12 protein-coding genes, 1 tRNA gene and 1 pseudogene are annotated in these 13,421 nt (G+C 35.3%); 9 read left to right on the forward strand and 5 right to left on the reverse strand.

Annotated elements, in window-relative coordinates:
* Window positions 1-107 precede the first annotated feature (107 nt).
* On the forward strand, window positions 108-1,943 hold the full coding sequence (lepA, locus tag MKX69_RS05625; protein WP_002288355.1) for a translation elongation factor 4: 1,836 nt from the start codon (window positions 108-110) through the stop codon (window positions 1,941-1,943).
* A gap of 93 nt (window positions 1,944-2,036) precedes the next feature.
* Here lepA and MKX69_RS05630 read toward each other — a convergent pair whose 3' ends face one another.
* Together MKX69_RS05630 and MKX69_RS05635 are read right to left on the reverse strand one after the other, a co-directional pair.
* Window positions 2,037-3,173: a tyrosine-type recombinase/integrase gene (locus MKX69_RS05630; protein ID WP_341009229.1), complete on the reverse strand. Its 1,137-nt coding sequence runs from the start codon at window positions 3,171-3,173 to the stop codon at window positions 2,037-2,039.
* 174 nt (window positions 3,174-3,347) lie between these two features.
* The gene (locus MKX69_RS05635; RefSeq protein WP_002293280.1) at window positions 3,348-4,307 is read right to left on the reverse strand and encodes an IS30-like element IS6770 family transposase; all 960 of its coding nucleotides are present in this window, start codon (window positions 4,305-4,307) and stop codon (window positions 3,348-3,350) included.
* Window positions 4,308-4,793: 486 nt separating this feature from the next.
* Here MKX69_RS05635 and MKX69_RS05640 point away from each other — a divergent pair, with 486 nt between their 5' ends.
* Together MKX69_RS05640 and MKX69_RS05645 are read left to right on the forward strand one after the other, a co-directional pair.
* Window positions 4,794-4,991, forward strand: a complete 198-nt coding sequence (locus tag MKX69_RS05640) for a cold-shock protein (protein WP_002293041.1) — start codon at window positions 4,794-4,796, stop codon at window positions 4,989-4,991.
* Window positions 4,992-5,414: 423 nt separating this feature from the next.
* Window positions 5,415-5,488: transfer RNA gene (locus MKX69_RS05645), tRNA-Ile, on the forward strand.
* 514 nt (window positions 5,489-6,002) lie between these two features.
* Here the strand turns inward: MKX69_RS05645 and MKX69_RS14080 are convergent.
* Window positions 6,003-6,116 (reverse strand): annotated as a pseudogene (locus MKX69_RS14080) (DUF5960 family protein); the annotation flags it as partial.
* A gap of 75 nt (window positions 6,117-6,191) precedes the next feature.
* On the opposite strand from MKX69_RS14080, the gene MKX69_RS05650 reads away from it, so the two are divergent.
* Window positions 6,192-7,354, forward strand: a protein-coding gene (locus MKX69_RS05650; protein WP_086956687.1) for an IS3 family transposase whose coding sequence is annotated in 2 segments (ribosomal slippage) — window positions 6,192-6,468 and window positions 6,468-7,354 — 1,164 coding nt in all. Because the reading frame shifts where the segments join, the coding sequence is not laid out codon by codon here.
* A gap of 344 nt (window positions 7,355-7,698) precedes the next feature.
* Here the strand turns inward: MKX69_RS05650 and MKX69_RS05655 are convergent.
* Window positions 7,699-8,658, reverse strand: a complete 960-nt coding sequence (locus MKX69_RS05655) for an IS30 family transposase (RefSeq protein ID WP_002330482.1) — start codon at window positions 8,656-8,658, stop codon at window positions 7,699-7,701.
* A gap of 323 nt (window positions 8,659-8,981) precedes the next feature.
* Here MKX69_RS05655 and MKX69_RS05660 point away from each other — a divergent pair, with 323 nt between their 5' ends.
* Window positions 8,982-9,197, forward strand: coding sequence for a hypothetical protein (locus MKX69_RS05660; protein WP_002298666.1), 216 nt, complete (start codon window positions 8,982-8,984; stop codon window positions 9,195-9,197).
* Between the two features lie 262 nt (window positions 9,198-9,459).
* A complete protein-coding gene (locus MKX69_RS05665; RefSeq protein ID WP_002293041.1) occupies window positions 9,460-9,657 on the forward strand; it encodes a cold-shock protein in 198 nt (65 codons plus the stop codon).
* A gap of 520 nt (window positions 9,658-10,177) precedes the next feature.
* On the opposite strand, the gene MKX69_RS05670 is transcribed toward MKX69_RS05665, so the two are convergent.
* Window positions 10,178-10,828 (reverse strand): MurR/RpiR family transcriptional regulator, encoded by a 651-nt coding sequence (locus tag MKX69_RS05670; RefSeq protein ID WP_341009232.1) that lies wholly within the window; start codon window positions 10,826-10,828, stop codon window positions 10,178-10,180.
* 126 nt (window positions 10,829-10,954) lie between these two features.
* Here MKX69_RS05670 and MKX69_RS05675 point away from each other — a divergent pair, with 126 nt between their 5' ends.
* The 3 genes from MKX69_RS05675 to MKX69_RS05685 are packed head-to-tail and all read left to right on the forward strand — an operon-like array spanning window position 10,955 to window position 13,368.
* Complete coding sequence (locus MKX69_RS05675; RefSeq protein ID WP_341009234.1) at window positions 10,955-12,454, forward strand: PTS fructose transporter subunit IIC; 1,500 nt, start codon at window positions 10,955-10,957, stop codon at window positions 12,452-12,454.
* A 21-nt stretch (window positions 12,455-12,475) separates the two neighbouring features.
* A complete protein-coding gene (locus MKX69_RS05680; RefSeq protein WP_025480066.1) occupies window positions 12,476-12,931 on the forward strand; it encodes a PTS sugar transporter subunit IIA in 456 nt (151 codons plus the stop codon).
* 2 nt (window positions 12,932-12,933) lie between these two features.
* A complete protein-coding gene (locus MKX69_RS05685; RefSeq protein WP_341009236.1) occupies window positions 12,934-13,368 on the forward strand; it encodes a glycoside hydrolase family 38 N-terminal domain-containing protein in 435 nt (144 codons plus the stop codon).
* Window positions 13,369-13,421 lie beyond the last annotated feature (53 nt).

Genomic DNA, 13,421 nt, shown 5'->3' on the forward strand with positions numbered 1-13,421 from the left:
AAATTCTACAAAAAAAACTTCTATAGCTGACTAATTAAAAACTCTTTAAATTACTGCTTTTCGTTGGTATAATGGAAAGTGCTGATTATATGAAAAGAGGAGACGCTATGGATATAAAGAAAATGAAAGAACGCCAAGAGCAGATTCGTAATTTTTCGATCATCGCTCATATCGACCATGGGAAATCTACATTGGCCGATCGTATTTTAGAAATGACGCACACTGTGACGTCTCGCGAAATGCAAGATCAGCTGTTAGACTCGATGGATTTGGAACGTGAACGTGGAATCACGATTAAATTAAATGCTGTAGAACTCAATTACACAGCGAAAAATGGAGAAACATATATCTTTCACTTGATTGACACCCCAGGGCACGTCGACTTCACCTATGAAGTCTCTCGAAGCCTTGCTGCCTGTGAGGGTGCCGTTTTAGTGGTCGATGCAGCACAAGGAATCGAAGCCCAAACATTGGCCAATGTTTATTTAGCCTTAGACAATGATTTGGAGATCCTGCCAGTCATCAATAAAATCGACCTACCCGCAGCAGATCCCGAACGTGTCCGTCAAGAAATCGAAGACGTAATCGGAATTGATGCTAGTGAAGCTGTATTAGCTAGTGCCAAATCAGGGATTGGGATTGAAGATATTCTCGAGCAGATCGTGGAATATGTTCCTGCACCAAGTGGAGACTTAGATGCACCGCTAAAAGCTTTGATCTTTGACTCTATTTATGATAGTTACCGCGGTGTTGTTCTAAATGTCCGAATCACGGACGGTATGGTCAAACCCGGAGACAAAATCAAACTGATGAGTAATGGAAAAACATTTGATGTTACAGAGGTCGGGGTCTTCTCGCCAAAAGCAGTTGCTAGAGACTTTTTGATGGTCGGTGATGTCGGTTATATCACAGCAAGTATCAAAACTGTCCAAGATACACGAGTAGGGGATACAGTAACGTTAGCAGACAATCCTGCCGCTGAAGCTTTACCAGGTTACCGAAAAATGAATCCGATGGTTTATTGTGGTCTTTATCCAATTGATACTTCTCGTTACAACGATTTGCGGGAAGCTTTAGAAAAACTGCAATTGAATGATGCTGCTTTACAATTCGAACCAGAAACCTCTCAAGCATTAGGTTTTGGGTTCCGCTGTGGATTCCTCGGACTTCTTCATATGGATGTCGTCCAAGAACGCTTGGAACGGGAATTCAATCTAGAATTGATCACGACTGCACCATCCGTTATTTACCATGTTAATAAAACGGATGGTACGACTGCTACAGTAGATAACCCGGCAGATTTTCCTGAACCTGTAACGATCCAGGATGTAGAAGAACCATTCGTCAAAGCACAGATCATGGTCCCAAATGATTTTGTCGGTGCAGTAATGGAACTTTCTCAACGAAAACGGGGAGAATTCATTACGATGGATTATTTAGATGATTACCGAGTAAATGTCGTCTATAATATTCCGCTTTCTGAAATTGTCTTTGACTTTTTCGACAAATTGAAATCAAGCACGAAAGGCTATGCCTCATTGGATTATGAAATGTCTGGTTATCAAAAAAGCAAGTTAGTGAAGATGGATATCTTGCTGAATGGAGAAAAAGTCGATGCATTAAGCTTTATCGTTCACCGAGACTTTGCCTATGAACGTGGAAAAGCAATCGTTGAAAAACTGAAAAAACTAATCCCACGCCAACAATTTGAGGTGCCAATCCAAGCAGCTATTGGACAAAAAATCGTTGCCCGTTCAGACATCAAAGCCTTGCGTAAAAACGTCTTGGCTAAATGTTATGGTGGAGATGTTTCTCGTAAACGTAAACTCTTAGAGAAACAAAAAGAAGGGAAGAAGCGGATGAAACAAATCGGCTCAGTCGAAGTTCCGCAAGAAGCCTTCATGGCTGTTCTGAAAATGGACGAGGACGAACCGAAGAAATAGCAAGGGTTTGTTTGAAAACAGTGTAAAAAATAAACCATGTTTACATGGATTTGCCACCGGTTTGCCACCGGTGGTTTTTTTCGGTGGCAAAAATCAAGAATTCTTTCTAAGATTTTCCATGATATCGACCGTTTCATTTCTCATCTTATCTGTTACATGCGAGTAAGTATCCATCGTAATTGAAATTCTGCTGTGGCCCAATCGTTCAGAGATTTCTTTCATTTTTGCGCCATTTTCGAGAAGAAGTGTAGCATGAGTATGTCTGAGAGAATGGAAGTTAAAAGAGAGGGAGAGTGCATTCGATATCCTTCTTGTGTTCCATTTCACCACACTTGGCGTAACTAGCTCACCGTCTTCCTTCGTACATACTGCATTTGAATCAATGTAGAGCTTTCCATACTTCATTCGATTTTCTAATTGTTGTTTCTTATGTTTTTTCAGAATTGCTAGCAAGGTTTGTCCAATAAAAATCGTTCGATTGGAACTGCTTGTCTTTGGTGTACCATATACCCATGCGCCATCATTCTTTACCATTTGTTTCTCTACAGTAATTGTTCCATTTGAAAAATCGACATTATCCCACGTCAGACCACAAACTTCGCCAACGCGCATTCCCGTATAAAATCCAATATTCAAAGGAATATAGAAAGGATGGCCTTCAGGAGTGATTTCTAGCATGTGGTCAAAGTCCTCAAGAGAAATGATCTTTAAATCTTTTTTAGTCGTCGGTCGTGCTTCATATTTTGGTATTTTTACATACAGCATAGGATTTTGCTTGATTAATCCCCAAAGATAAACCGCCATATTCAGCGCATTCTTAAGGACGGAGTGAGTAATAGTCATTGTTTTCTTCGAGTAACCCTTTTTAAATTCAGCATTGATGAAATTTTGTAAAAGAGCAGGGGAGAGATCCGTAAGTTTTTTCTTTCCTAAATAACCATTTATATGATTTTTGATGGTAAATCGATAATTTTCATAGGTATTGTATTTTAAATTTAATTTAACGTATTCCTCCATCCAAAAATCAAGGTATTGTTTTACACGAGTATCTGTACCTAAAAAATATTGTCCTGTTTCGTCAATATCTGATAAAATTTTTAGTAAAGTAGCTTCTGCATCTGCTCTAGTATCTCCACCAACTTTTTCCACTTTTTTTCTTGAGCCATCATCATTGATGTCTTCAAAATAATAATACCAACGTTTCCCGCGTTTTCTCACACCGCCACGCATAAAATCAGTCCTTTCATAGTGCTATGTCATTAGTACGATAATTAAATTTTTTTGGTACATATAGAGAGGGAATAGATGTAAAATCCGTATTTTTAATAGAAGTGTACGAACTTACGTTCTTTTGTGTTTAAAAAGAAAAGCCCGAAGGCTGATCTTTTTATATTCTATGATTTGTCAAATTAAGCTAGAATAAAATGCTTCTTGTACATAGCTCAAAAATATTTCGATTGGTGTTCTGTAATTCAATGATTTTCTTGGAATATGATTACGTTGATTGCTGACACTGGAAATAAATGTCTGATTCACTTCTCTAAAATCCATTGATTTCGGCAGTCCATTACGACGCAGAATCCCGTTAGAATTCTCGTTTAATGGGCGTTGAGAAGGTGTTCCAGGGTCCGCAAAATATATATCAATATCATGTTGGTTACTAATGGCTTTCCAGTTAGAAAATTCTTTTCCACAGTCAAACGTAATAGATTTAAAGAAGTTTTTAGGGAAGCGAGAAAACCATTGATTAAGGGCAGTTTCAATATCTAATGCCTTACGGCCGTTGGGTTTAATCGTGATAATGACTTTAGATAATCTTTCAACTAAAGTAATGACGGCACTTTTATGATGAATGCCAACGATCGTATCACCTTCAAGGTGACCAAACTCAGAATTGAAATCAGGATAATTATCAGGTCGATCATGGATTGAGCGCTGATACTGTTGTTTTCCCCGTTTTTCCTGATGGCCATTGGGTTTTCTTTTACCTTTCATCGGTAGTGTGTCAATATCAAATATTCCTTTAGAAAATAAACGATAAAGTGTTCTCATACCGCATGAAACAGGTCTTTCTTTTCGCCCGATAATGACGTCAGGCGTCCAACCAAGAGTGACTTTCTCTTTAATGTAATCTACTTCATGAGCAGGTAATTGAATGACTTTTCTACCACATTTTTTCTTATTTTCTTTATACTGGTGCCAATAATCAAGAGCAGTCTTACCTTGCTTGAACTTATTGACTACATTATAAATAGTTTGTATAGCACGTCCCATTCGGTTAGCGATTTCAACCGGCTTATTATGTTGAAGATAATATGATTCTATCATTGTCAGTTCGTCTATGGTAAGATGTTTGTAGGTCATTTATGGTTACACTCCTTTGTTTTCTTTCGTCGGAAATACAATTTGAGTGTACCATAAATGCCTTTTTATTTTTCTAACTTAATTTTACAATTCGCGTTTTATTTTTCTTGATATTATTTCCCAAATTAATCACAAGTTTTTCTCTATCTTCAATTAGCTTCTTTAATTCTTCCAAATCCTCAAGAGTAGCCTTGTTTCTAATAAAACCACGAGCAGTGCTGCGATGAGCTAAATAGGTTCGCTTTATATATTGACAACTTTTTTTGTTCTGCTATTAACTCTTTTAAATGTTAACCCTACTTCTTTGTATTAAACCGCATATTGAATATTTATCCTTGTGTTAGCATTACATCCATGTTATAGTAAATAAGTAATCTAATTTGAAACGTAATCTGAGCGATATATTCACACTATAAAAACTCCTTTTACAAAGTAATATTAATTGCAACAAAACACGTATTATATACGTATTAGGAGGAAATATATATGAATAACGGTACAGTAAAATGGTTTAACTCAGACAAAGGTTTTGGATTTATCACTGGAGAAGATGGAAATGACGTATTTGCACATTTCTCAGCGATCCAGGGAGAAGGCTTCAAGTCTTTAGATGAAGGCCAAGCAGTTACTTATGATATTGAAGAAGGTCAACGTGGCCCTCAAGCAGTAAATATTGTAAAATAATGTTGAACTTTAAACACCTCATTTGAGGTGTTTTTTTATTTTAAGCTAGATACCGTAATTATTGCTAGCAATTTAGAGTAGTTCGTTACTAATTAAGGAGCAAATAAAATTATTATAATATAAAAAATTAAGCAAATAATAGACTAAAAAATAACTATGTGAGATAATAAACATAGAAAAAAGCTTCAGATACTCCCTCACCCTAGAGTCTTTCCCCAAAAAGATAAGTATCTGAAGCTTTTTTCTTTTTATGACTTGGAAATAATAGCATAAAATAATATATTTTACAAAGAATAAGTACAATCTAGTTTTTTGCTATTAAATGTGTAATAATAAATATGCCATCACAACATGAAGAATGAAACCCATTATTATCTAGTCTATGTCCATTCTTTTTGTTTGCAGGAGTTGTGGTGGCTTTCCGTACCCTTAGCTCAGTTGGTTAGAGCAGACGGCTCATAACCGTCCGGTCGTAGGCTCGAGTCCTACAGGGTACATTAATGTAGCCATTTGAATCGTTCTGTGTTAGAATTTTTTGAAGAGTATTATACAAGCTAAAGCTTTTCTTCATTGCCACTCAAATGAGTGGCTTTTTTATGTATCCTTTTATGGATTAATGAAAGGATGTTTCACATAGTTATACTTCTGTATATTTGAAAAGTTTTACTTTGATTTTTAAATGGAAAGACATTTGGGTTATATTGTGAGATAATAATAAAGAAGAGTTTAAAGCGTTCCCCAAAAACCACTCCCCCATAAGTGTGTTACGCTTTAAACTCTTTTATATTTGAAGCCATTAAAAAGCATACCATATAACTGTAAAAAATAATGGGAAAAAGACTTATAATTGGAGTGGTAGTTAATTAGTGACTTATTTTTGATTTTATAGCACTGATACTATAAAATATAGATATCATCATATTACACAATCTTAATACTAACTTAAAAATATCTCCTTTTATAAGTATGGTGATAAAATCCGTTCCGGGCTACCTTTTTAGGTAGCCTACTTTAATCTTTATACCTTTCTGGATCAACGAAAGTATACTTTATATAGTCATAACGCCGATGATCGCTACGTGCGTCCGGCACGTCAGTCACCACATCAAACAAAAAGTATACATCTGGATAGGCTACAATTAACTAGACAGAAAAATTAAGGTGTGTAGACTAGAAGAAAACATACCAGGAGGAATTTTTATGTCTAAGAGAACACGAAGAACTTTTTCACAAGAATTCAAGCAACAAATCGTCAATCTTTACTTAGCTGGAAAGCCACGTGTAGAAATCATTCGAGAATATGAACTAACGGCTTCAGCATTTGACAAATGGGTAAAGCAATCTAAAACGAGTGGTTCATTCAAAGAAAAAGATAATCTTACGCCTGAACAAAAAGAATTGTTAGAACTACGTAAAAGAAACCAGCAATTAGAAATGGAAAATGATATTTTAAAGCAAGCAGCGCTGATATTCGGACGAAGAGACAAGTAATCGATGCGAATAAGCATCTTTACCCTATATCAGCGATGTGCAGAATATTAGGTCTATCACGTCAGTCCTATTATTATCAATCAAAACCAAAGAAAGACGAATCAGAACTTGAAGAAGTAGTCGCTGAAGAATTTATCCGCAGCCGAAAGGCCTACGGCTCAAGAAAAATAAAAAAAGCCTTATCAAAACGAGGCATTCAGATCAGCCGACGAAAAATTAGTAGAATCATGAAAAATAGAGGATTAAAATCGAGCTATACTGTTGCTTATTTTAAAGTACATCATTCTACTTGCAATGAAGCCAAAACGACAAACGTATTGAATCGTAAATTCTTAAGAGACAACCCATTAGAAGCGATCGTAACAGACTTGACTTATGTACGAGTCGGGAAAAAATGGAATTATGTCTGTTTCATTTTGGATCTGTTCAATCGAGAAATTCTCGGCTATTCTTGTGGAGAACATAAAGATGCCGTTCTAGTAAAAAAAGCATTTAGCCGTATCAAACAACCTCTGACAGAGGTTGAGATTTTTCATACTGATCGTGGAAAAGAGTTTGATAACCAAGCTATTGATGAATTATTAACAACTTTTGACATCAATCGATCATTGAGTCATAAAGGCTGTCCTTTTGATAATGCCGTAGCTGAATCAACTTATAAGTCGTTGAAAGTAGAATTTGTCTATCAATACACATTTGAAACCTTACAACAATTGGATTTGGAGTTATTTGACTATGTCAATTGGTGGAACCACCTTCGGTTGCACGGTACACTTGGCTACGAGACACCGGTTGGTTACCGTAACCAGAGATTGGCGCAGCGAATCCTTGATAATGAGCTCGGATGTGCTAACGCTAGCGAGGCAGTCTAACTTTAACTGTTAGCTCCTGCCGAAGATCGTCACATCCGAGGAGGCTCATTGTCAAGGACAATCGGAATAGCATACGGAAAGAAGTTCTGCACCTTATAAAATTTGTCAAAAAAACTGTTGCCATTCCAAACAGTTGGATGTCAAGTGATAGTACTAGTATAAAGACAAAAACAACAAGTGAGAAAATTTATAGTTATAAAAGCAGAAAAATTAATAATTCTTATAAAGATATCGCAAAACAACGATAAAAAGAATAAGAGATAAAAACAACCCTACTACGTAAAAATTTAATGCTGAAAGCGATTGATAAAATGTATGTTTTATTATTTTTATTATCTTAATTGTCAAATTAAGTTAGACAAATCATCAATACTTACGTAACTCAAAAATACTTCCAAAGGTGTTCGATAATCCAGTGATTTTCTAGGAATATTATTTCGTTTAGATGTGACAGATTGAATAAAAGATTCATCTACTGAATTGAAATCCATAGATTTCAATAAACCATCTCTACGTAACAATCCGTTAGAATTCTCGTTTAGGCCTCTTTGAGACGGTGTTCCTGGATCAGCGAAATAAATGGCAATATCATTGGCATTACTGATTTGTTTCCAATTTGAAAATTCCTTTCCACAATCAAAAGTGATGGATTTGAATAGATTTTTCGGTACAGATTCAAACCAATGATTTAATTTTTTTTCAATATCAATCGCTTGTCTACCACACGGTTTCAATGTAATGATAACTTTTGATAATCGTTCAACTAAGGTAATTACAGCACTTTTATGTTTCAGACCTACGATAGTGTCACCTTCAAGGTGACCAAACTCATTTGAGAATTGGCTATAATCTTTTTCACGTTCATGAATAGAGCGGCGGAAAGCTTGTTTTCCACGCCTTTCTTGATGTCCATTCGGTTTACGCTTGCCTTTCATCGGTAAGTCAGAAGGATTAAATAGCCCCTTTTTGAACATACGATAAATGGTACGAGCAGAACAACGAATAGGAAACGCTGCACGACCAACAATCACATCGGGTGTCCATCCTTGAACAACCTTTCTTTGAATATATTCTGATTGTTCCTCGGGTAAAACAAGCGGGCGTCTACCACAGTTTGATTTGTTTTTCTTATACTGTTGATAGTATTCTAAGGCTGATTTTCCTTGCTTGAAGAATAGGTATACTTTATGGATCGTTTGTCTTGAACGATTCAAGCAATGCGCAGTTTTCGCAACAGATTGATTTATTTTGAAATAAGACTCTATCATTACAAGTTCATCCGTTGTAAGATGGGTATAGGTCATTTGTACTCACTCCTTATAATTCTTTGGTCAGAACTATTTTGAGTGTAGCACAAATGGCTTTTTTAGTTGTCTAGCTTAATTTTACAATCGGCGTTATAAAAAACGCAGATGGTAAAAAAGAAAGCACTAATATAATCGCTTTTCTAGAACGTTTAGTGAAGTAAAAGAAAGAGATGACACCAATACAGACTGGAATCCAAAATAAAAGCATACTAAATGTGACCACAGCATCATCTCCCATATAGTCTTATATCAATTAGGATAATAGCATTTTATCAACTAATAGCCAACTAATAACCAAATAATAAGAAGAATAGTTTCGAATGAATCACAGATACCTCAAATTAACAAAATTAAGAAAACACGAACTAACTGCAGCGAAAGCAAAATTAAAAAAAGAATACGGAGCTTCTGCAGAAGAAACATATAAAGTTGCGAAAAATTGTATTGCTAATATAATCACACTGCAAACATTTTGTTTAAAAACGGAAGTAGTTAACGAAGAACAAAAAGAAACTAGATATTACTCGATTAATTGATAGAGAGATCATTCATTGAAGGTCTTTCTCGTTGGTTAATCAATTATTGTGATTTTCTGAAATTTCGCATCTTTTTTATTTATATTTAAACCGTATATCGAGTGATTATCCTTGTGTTAGCATTACATCCGTGTTATAGTAAATAAGTAATCTAATTTGAAACGTAATCTGAGCGATATATTCACACTATAAAAACTCCTTTTACCAAGTAATATTAATTGCAATAAAACACGTATTATATACGTATCAGGAGGAAATATATATGAATAACGGTACAGTAAAATGGTTTAACTCAGATAAAGGTTTTGGTTTCATCACTGGTGAAGATGGAAATGACGTATTCGCTCATTTCTCAGCAATCCAAGGAGAAGGCTTTAAGTCTTTAGATGAAGGACAAGCAGTTACTTATGATATTGAAGAAGGACAACGTGGTCCTCAAGCAGTAAATATCGTAAAATAATGTTGAACGTTAACCGCCTCATATGAGGTGGTTTTTTTGTTTATATGGGTAGAAAATTTTTCTCTCACATTTATCCCACGGTGATTGGATAAGCTACGAAAAATTTGAAATAATACGAAATAGTATGAAAAACAATCGAGCATATACCAATTGCAAAGACTTTTATATAAAGCAATTTAAACCTTATTGGAAATGTATGTAATACTTTTAGAATACAAGAATATAGGTAGCTTTCATGGCTGCTTTGTAAATGGACGAGGAAGAAAGCAAGAAGTAGCAAGGTTTTTGAGGATTTATACTGTGTATACATGCATTTGCCACCGGTGGCTTTTTTATTGTGGGGCTATTTTAGATGAATTTTGGGTAGATATTTTCTTAATTCAGATGTTTGAAAAGAAGAGACTAGATTTTTTTATTTTTTCTAGGGCGTCATCATAATTTTGTTTGATCATATCTTTAAATAGTCTATCCATCAAATAAAGTAGTGCATTTCTAGAGTCTGTAGGAATCTCTTTGAATGTTAAGATATTTTTTCAAAACAGCCTATGCTGAGTTCATGGGTACAAAATTCAGATAGTGTACTCTCTATTCCGTTTGTTACTAAAATCTTTTTGATCCCTTCAGGAAGATATTTTTGACAATCAATTATTTCTTGGCATTCTCCGCTATTGGATATCATTAATACAACATCATCTTTATTGAGTAAAGGAACACTTCTTACCTGTTCATCAAATGAGCGAAAAAACATAATTTTAGTTGGGTCTACCTTGTGAACTTTTAAGTAAAAATCAAGTGCAGTGACCTGAGACATCTGAAAAGCTAATATATAAATTCGGTTAGCGTTAATTAAGATATTCACTGTATCGTTATAAACTTTGGTATTCAATAATTTGTTCACTAATTGAAAAGGCCGAAGAAAATCTCGTTCCTTATTATCACAATCAAACGGTGAATTACCATAATTAAACTTCATTTCTTGAAATCCTGAATATCCAATTTTTTTTGAGAAGGAAATTATTGAGCTTGGAACACTATAAGTTTTTTCTGCAAGCTCTCTAGCGGTACATGTTTCAAGGCAGTCAGGATTTTCTAATATATATTTTGCTATTTCTTGATGATTAGCTGAGAAGTCCTCCATACCTTGTTTTATTCGTATTAACACATCATTCATTCTTTATTCTCCTTTCGCGAACAAATTTCCAAAATGATTAAATACATTGAAATTTTGTATTCTTGTGGTTATACCCTATCAAGAAAGCGCTTTTTAATCAATAAAAATATTTTAGGAGGGTAACAAATGAAAATAGTCGGAATCACAGCATGTGCTGCGGGAATCGCTCATACTTATATGGCACAGGCAGCAATTGAAGAAGCTGCCAAAGAACTCGGCATAGAAGCTAAAGTTGAGACTCAAGGGACAATAGGAACAGAAAATGAGTTGACATCAAAGGAAATTGACGAAGCTGATCTCGTAATAATTGCGGCAGATATCAATATTGATAAAGGGCGCTTTGGTGGAAAAAAACTTGTGGAAATTGATACGAATACTGTATTGAAAGATCCGCAAAAAGTGATTCAAGATGGTTTGCAAAATGCGACTGTATTTGGTGCAAAGGGTACAAAAATTAACGGAAACATAGAGATTGGTACTTCTTCTAATAAGTTTGTCCGCTATTTAATGTCAGGGCTTACAGATATGATTCCAGTTACAATTGCTGCCGGGCTTCTTCTGGCAATTGCAAATGCAATGGCGTTTCATCCAGATCCAAATAACGCTGATCTAGTTGTCTGGGGATTCCAAGAAACCACTTCCGGAGAATTTTTCTCAAAACTTTTTGATTTAGGTAAAGTAGGATTTACCTTGATGATCCCTATTTTTGCGGCAGGAGTAGCTCGAGCAATTGGAGATAAGCCAGCTGTAGCACCTGCTTTTATTGCTGGATATATTATTAATGATCCAACTTTTTTAAAAACGGAAACCGGAGCAGGTTTTATTGGAGCGATTTTAGTTGGATTTGGAGTAGGCTACCTTGTTAAAATGTTGAAGAAAATTCCTTATCCACATCTCTTAAAACCAGTAGTTCCAATTTTGATCATTCCTCTGATTGCAACATTTATTTCTTTTGTAATAATTTACTATTTGATTGGTAGACCAATTGCAGCCGGAATGAATGGTTTGTATGACGTAATCAACCATGTCACAGTAGCTTATGCAGCTGCTCCAATTTTATATGGAGCAATTCTTGGAGGCATGATGGGTGTAGATATGGGAGGGCCGATTAATAAAACAGCTATGCTTGTTTCCTCCGCTATTTTTGTAGATACGATGAATCAATTTGGACCGCAAGGAGTAAATGCAATTCCTCAGGCAGCGACTGGTGCAGCTATTGCAGTAGCTCCATTAGGTGCAGGGATTGCTACTTTGCTATTTAAGAAATACTTTACTACAGAAGAACGAGCGTTAGGATCTTCTGCTCTTGTAATGGGAATGGTCGGTGTAACAGAAGGTGCCATTCCATTCGCAGCTGCTAATCCATCACTGATTATCGCAAATACGATTTCTTCGGCAATCTCAGGTGCGTTAGTTGCCAGCATGGGGGTTCAGTTTTATGGTGGTGTAGGATCTCCGCTAGACGCATTTGTAGGATATACAACTGGTCCAAAACTGTCTTGGTTGTTATGGACTGTGGCTATTCTATTTGCCTCACTGGTCAACGCATTTTTGTATAGATTCTTTTTGAGAAAACGAACTATTACTCCAAAAGAAGTAGAATATGAAGTTGTAACTGAAAAATAATAAAAGTTAGGATTGAAAATGATGACTGATTCTGTATTTGTAAAAGAAAATATTTTTATTAATGAAGAACCTATCTCTGATAAAATGGCTTTATTTAAATACATTTCAGAGAATGCCAAACATCTAAATTATGTATTGTCAGAACAAGATTGTTTTGATGGGTTGGTGGATCGAGAAAGTCAGCAAACTACAGGGTTTCAGGATGGTTTTGCGATTCCACATTGCAAAAACGATACGGTTGTTTCGCCCAAAATGCTCTATGTAAAAACAGAACCAATTCCTTGGGATAGTCTTGATCGCAAAGATATTACTGATTCTTTTGTATTACTGATTCCAGAAAAAGGTGCTGAAGAACATCTTAAAATCTTAGCTAAGATTGCTCGATCATTAATTGATGGTGGATATAGAGATAGTTTAAAAAAAGCGAAAACGAAACCAGAAATCTTTGAATTGATTTCAAATAAGTTGGAGGTTTAAGAATGAAAAAAGTACATGTAGTTAATCACACTCATTGGGATAGAGAATGGTACTTTACCACAATGGATGCAATTTTATTAAGTGATAATACCTTCAGCTCTGTTATCGATGAATTACTAAACAATAAAAAAGAAAAATTTTGTTTAGACGGTCAGTTTTCTATTTTAGATGATTTTATCGCTCGACGACCAGACCAGTTAGATAATGTTAAAAAGCTTGTCGAGAATAAACAACTATCTATTGGTCCGTGGTATACCCAAACAGATGCATTTTTTTTTGATGAAGAATCTTTTATACGCAATTTAATTATTGGGATCAGAGATTCAAGAAAATACGGAGATGAAATGAAAATTGGATATTTGCCTGATACATTTGGTTTTAACGCACAAATGCCAACCATCTTAGCTAATTGTGGACTAGATAATATTATTTTCTGAAGAGGAATTAACTTTAAGAAACATGTCTCTGGTCCATACTTTACCTGGAAGGG

This window comes from Enterococcus sp. FSL R5-0957 (assembly GCF_038008005.1).
Taxonomy (GTDB): Bacteria; Bacillota; Bacilli; order Lactobacillales; family Enterococcaceae; genus Enterococcus_B; species Enterococcus_B faecium.

Excerpts from the sequence above, each read along its gene's own strand:
- lepA (WP_002288355.1), top strand. The coding sequence starts at position 108 with ATGGATATAAAGAAAATGAAAGAACGCCAAGAGCAGATTCGTAATTTT.
- MKX69_RS05630 (WP_341009229.1), bottom strand. The coding sequence starts at position 3,173 with ATGCGTGGCGGTGTGAGAAAACGCGGGAAACGTTGGTATTATTATTTT.
- MKX69_RS05635 (WP_002293280.1), bottom strand. The coding sequence starts at position 4,307 with ATGACCTACAAACATCTTACCATAGACGAACTGACAATGATAGAATCA.
- MKX69_RS05640 (WP_002293041.1), top strand. The coding sequence starts at position 4,794 with ATGAATAACGGTACAGTAAAATGGTTTAACTCAGACAAAGGTTTTGGA.
- MKX69_RS05655 (WP_002330482.1), bottom strand. The coding sequence starts at position 8,658 with ATGACCTATACCCATCTTACAACGGATGAACTTGTAATGATAGAGTCT.
- MKX69_RS05660 (WP_002298666.1), top strand. The coding sequence starts at position 8,982 with ATGAATCACAGATACCTCAAATTAACAAAATTAAGAAAACACGAACTA.
- MKX69_RS05665 (WP_002293041.1), top strand. The coding sequence starts at position 9,460 with ATGAATAACGGTACAGTAAAATGGTTTAACTCAGATAAAGGTTTTGGT.
- MKX69_RS05670 (WP_341009232.1), bottom strand. The coding sequence starts at position 10,828 with ATGAATGATGTGTTAATACGAATAAAACAAGGTATGGAGGACTTCTCA.
- MKX69_RS05675 (WP_341009234.1), top strand. The coding sequence starts at position 10,955 with ATGAAAATAGTCGGAATCACAGCATGTGCTGCGGGAATCGCTCATACT.
- MKX69_RS05680 (WP_025480066.1), top strand. The coding sequence starts at position 12,476 with ATGACTGATTCTGTATTTGTAAAAGAAAATATTTTTATTAATGAAGAA.
- MKX69_RS05685 (WP_341009236.1), top strand. The coding sequence starts at position 12,934 with ATGAAAAAAGTACATGTAGTTAATCACACTCATTGGGATAGAGAATGG.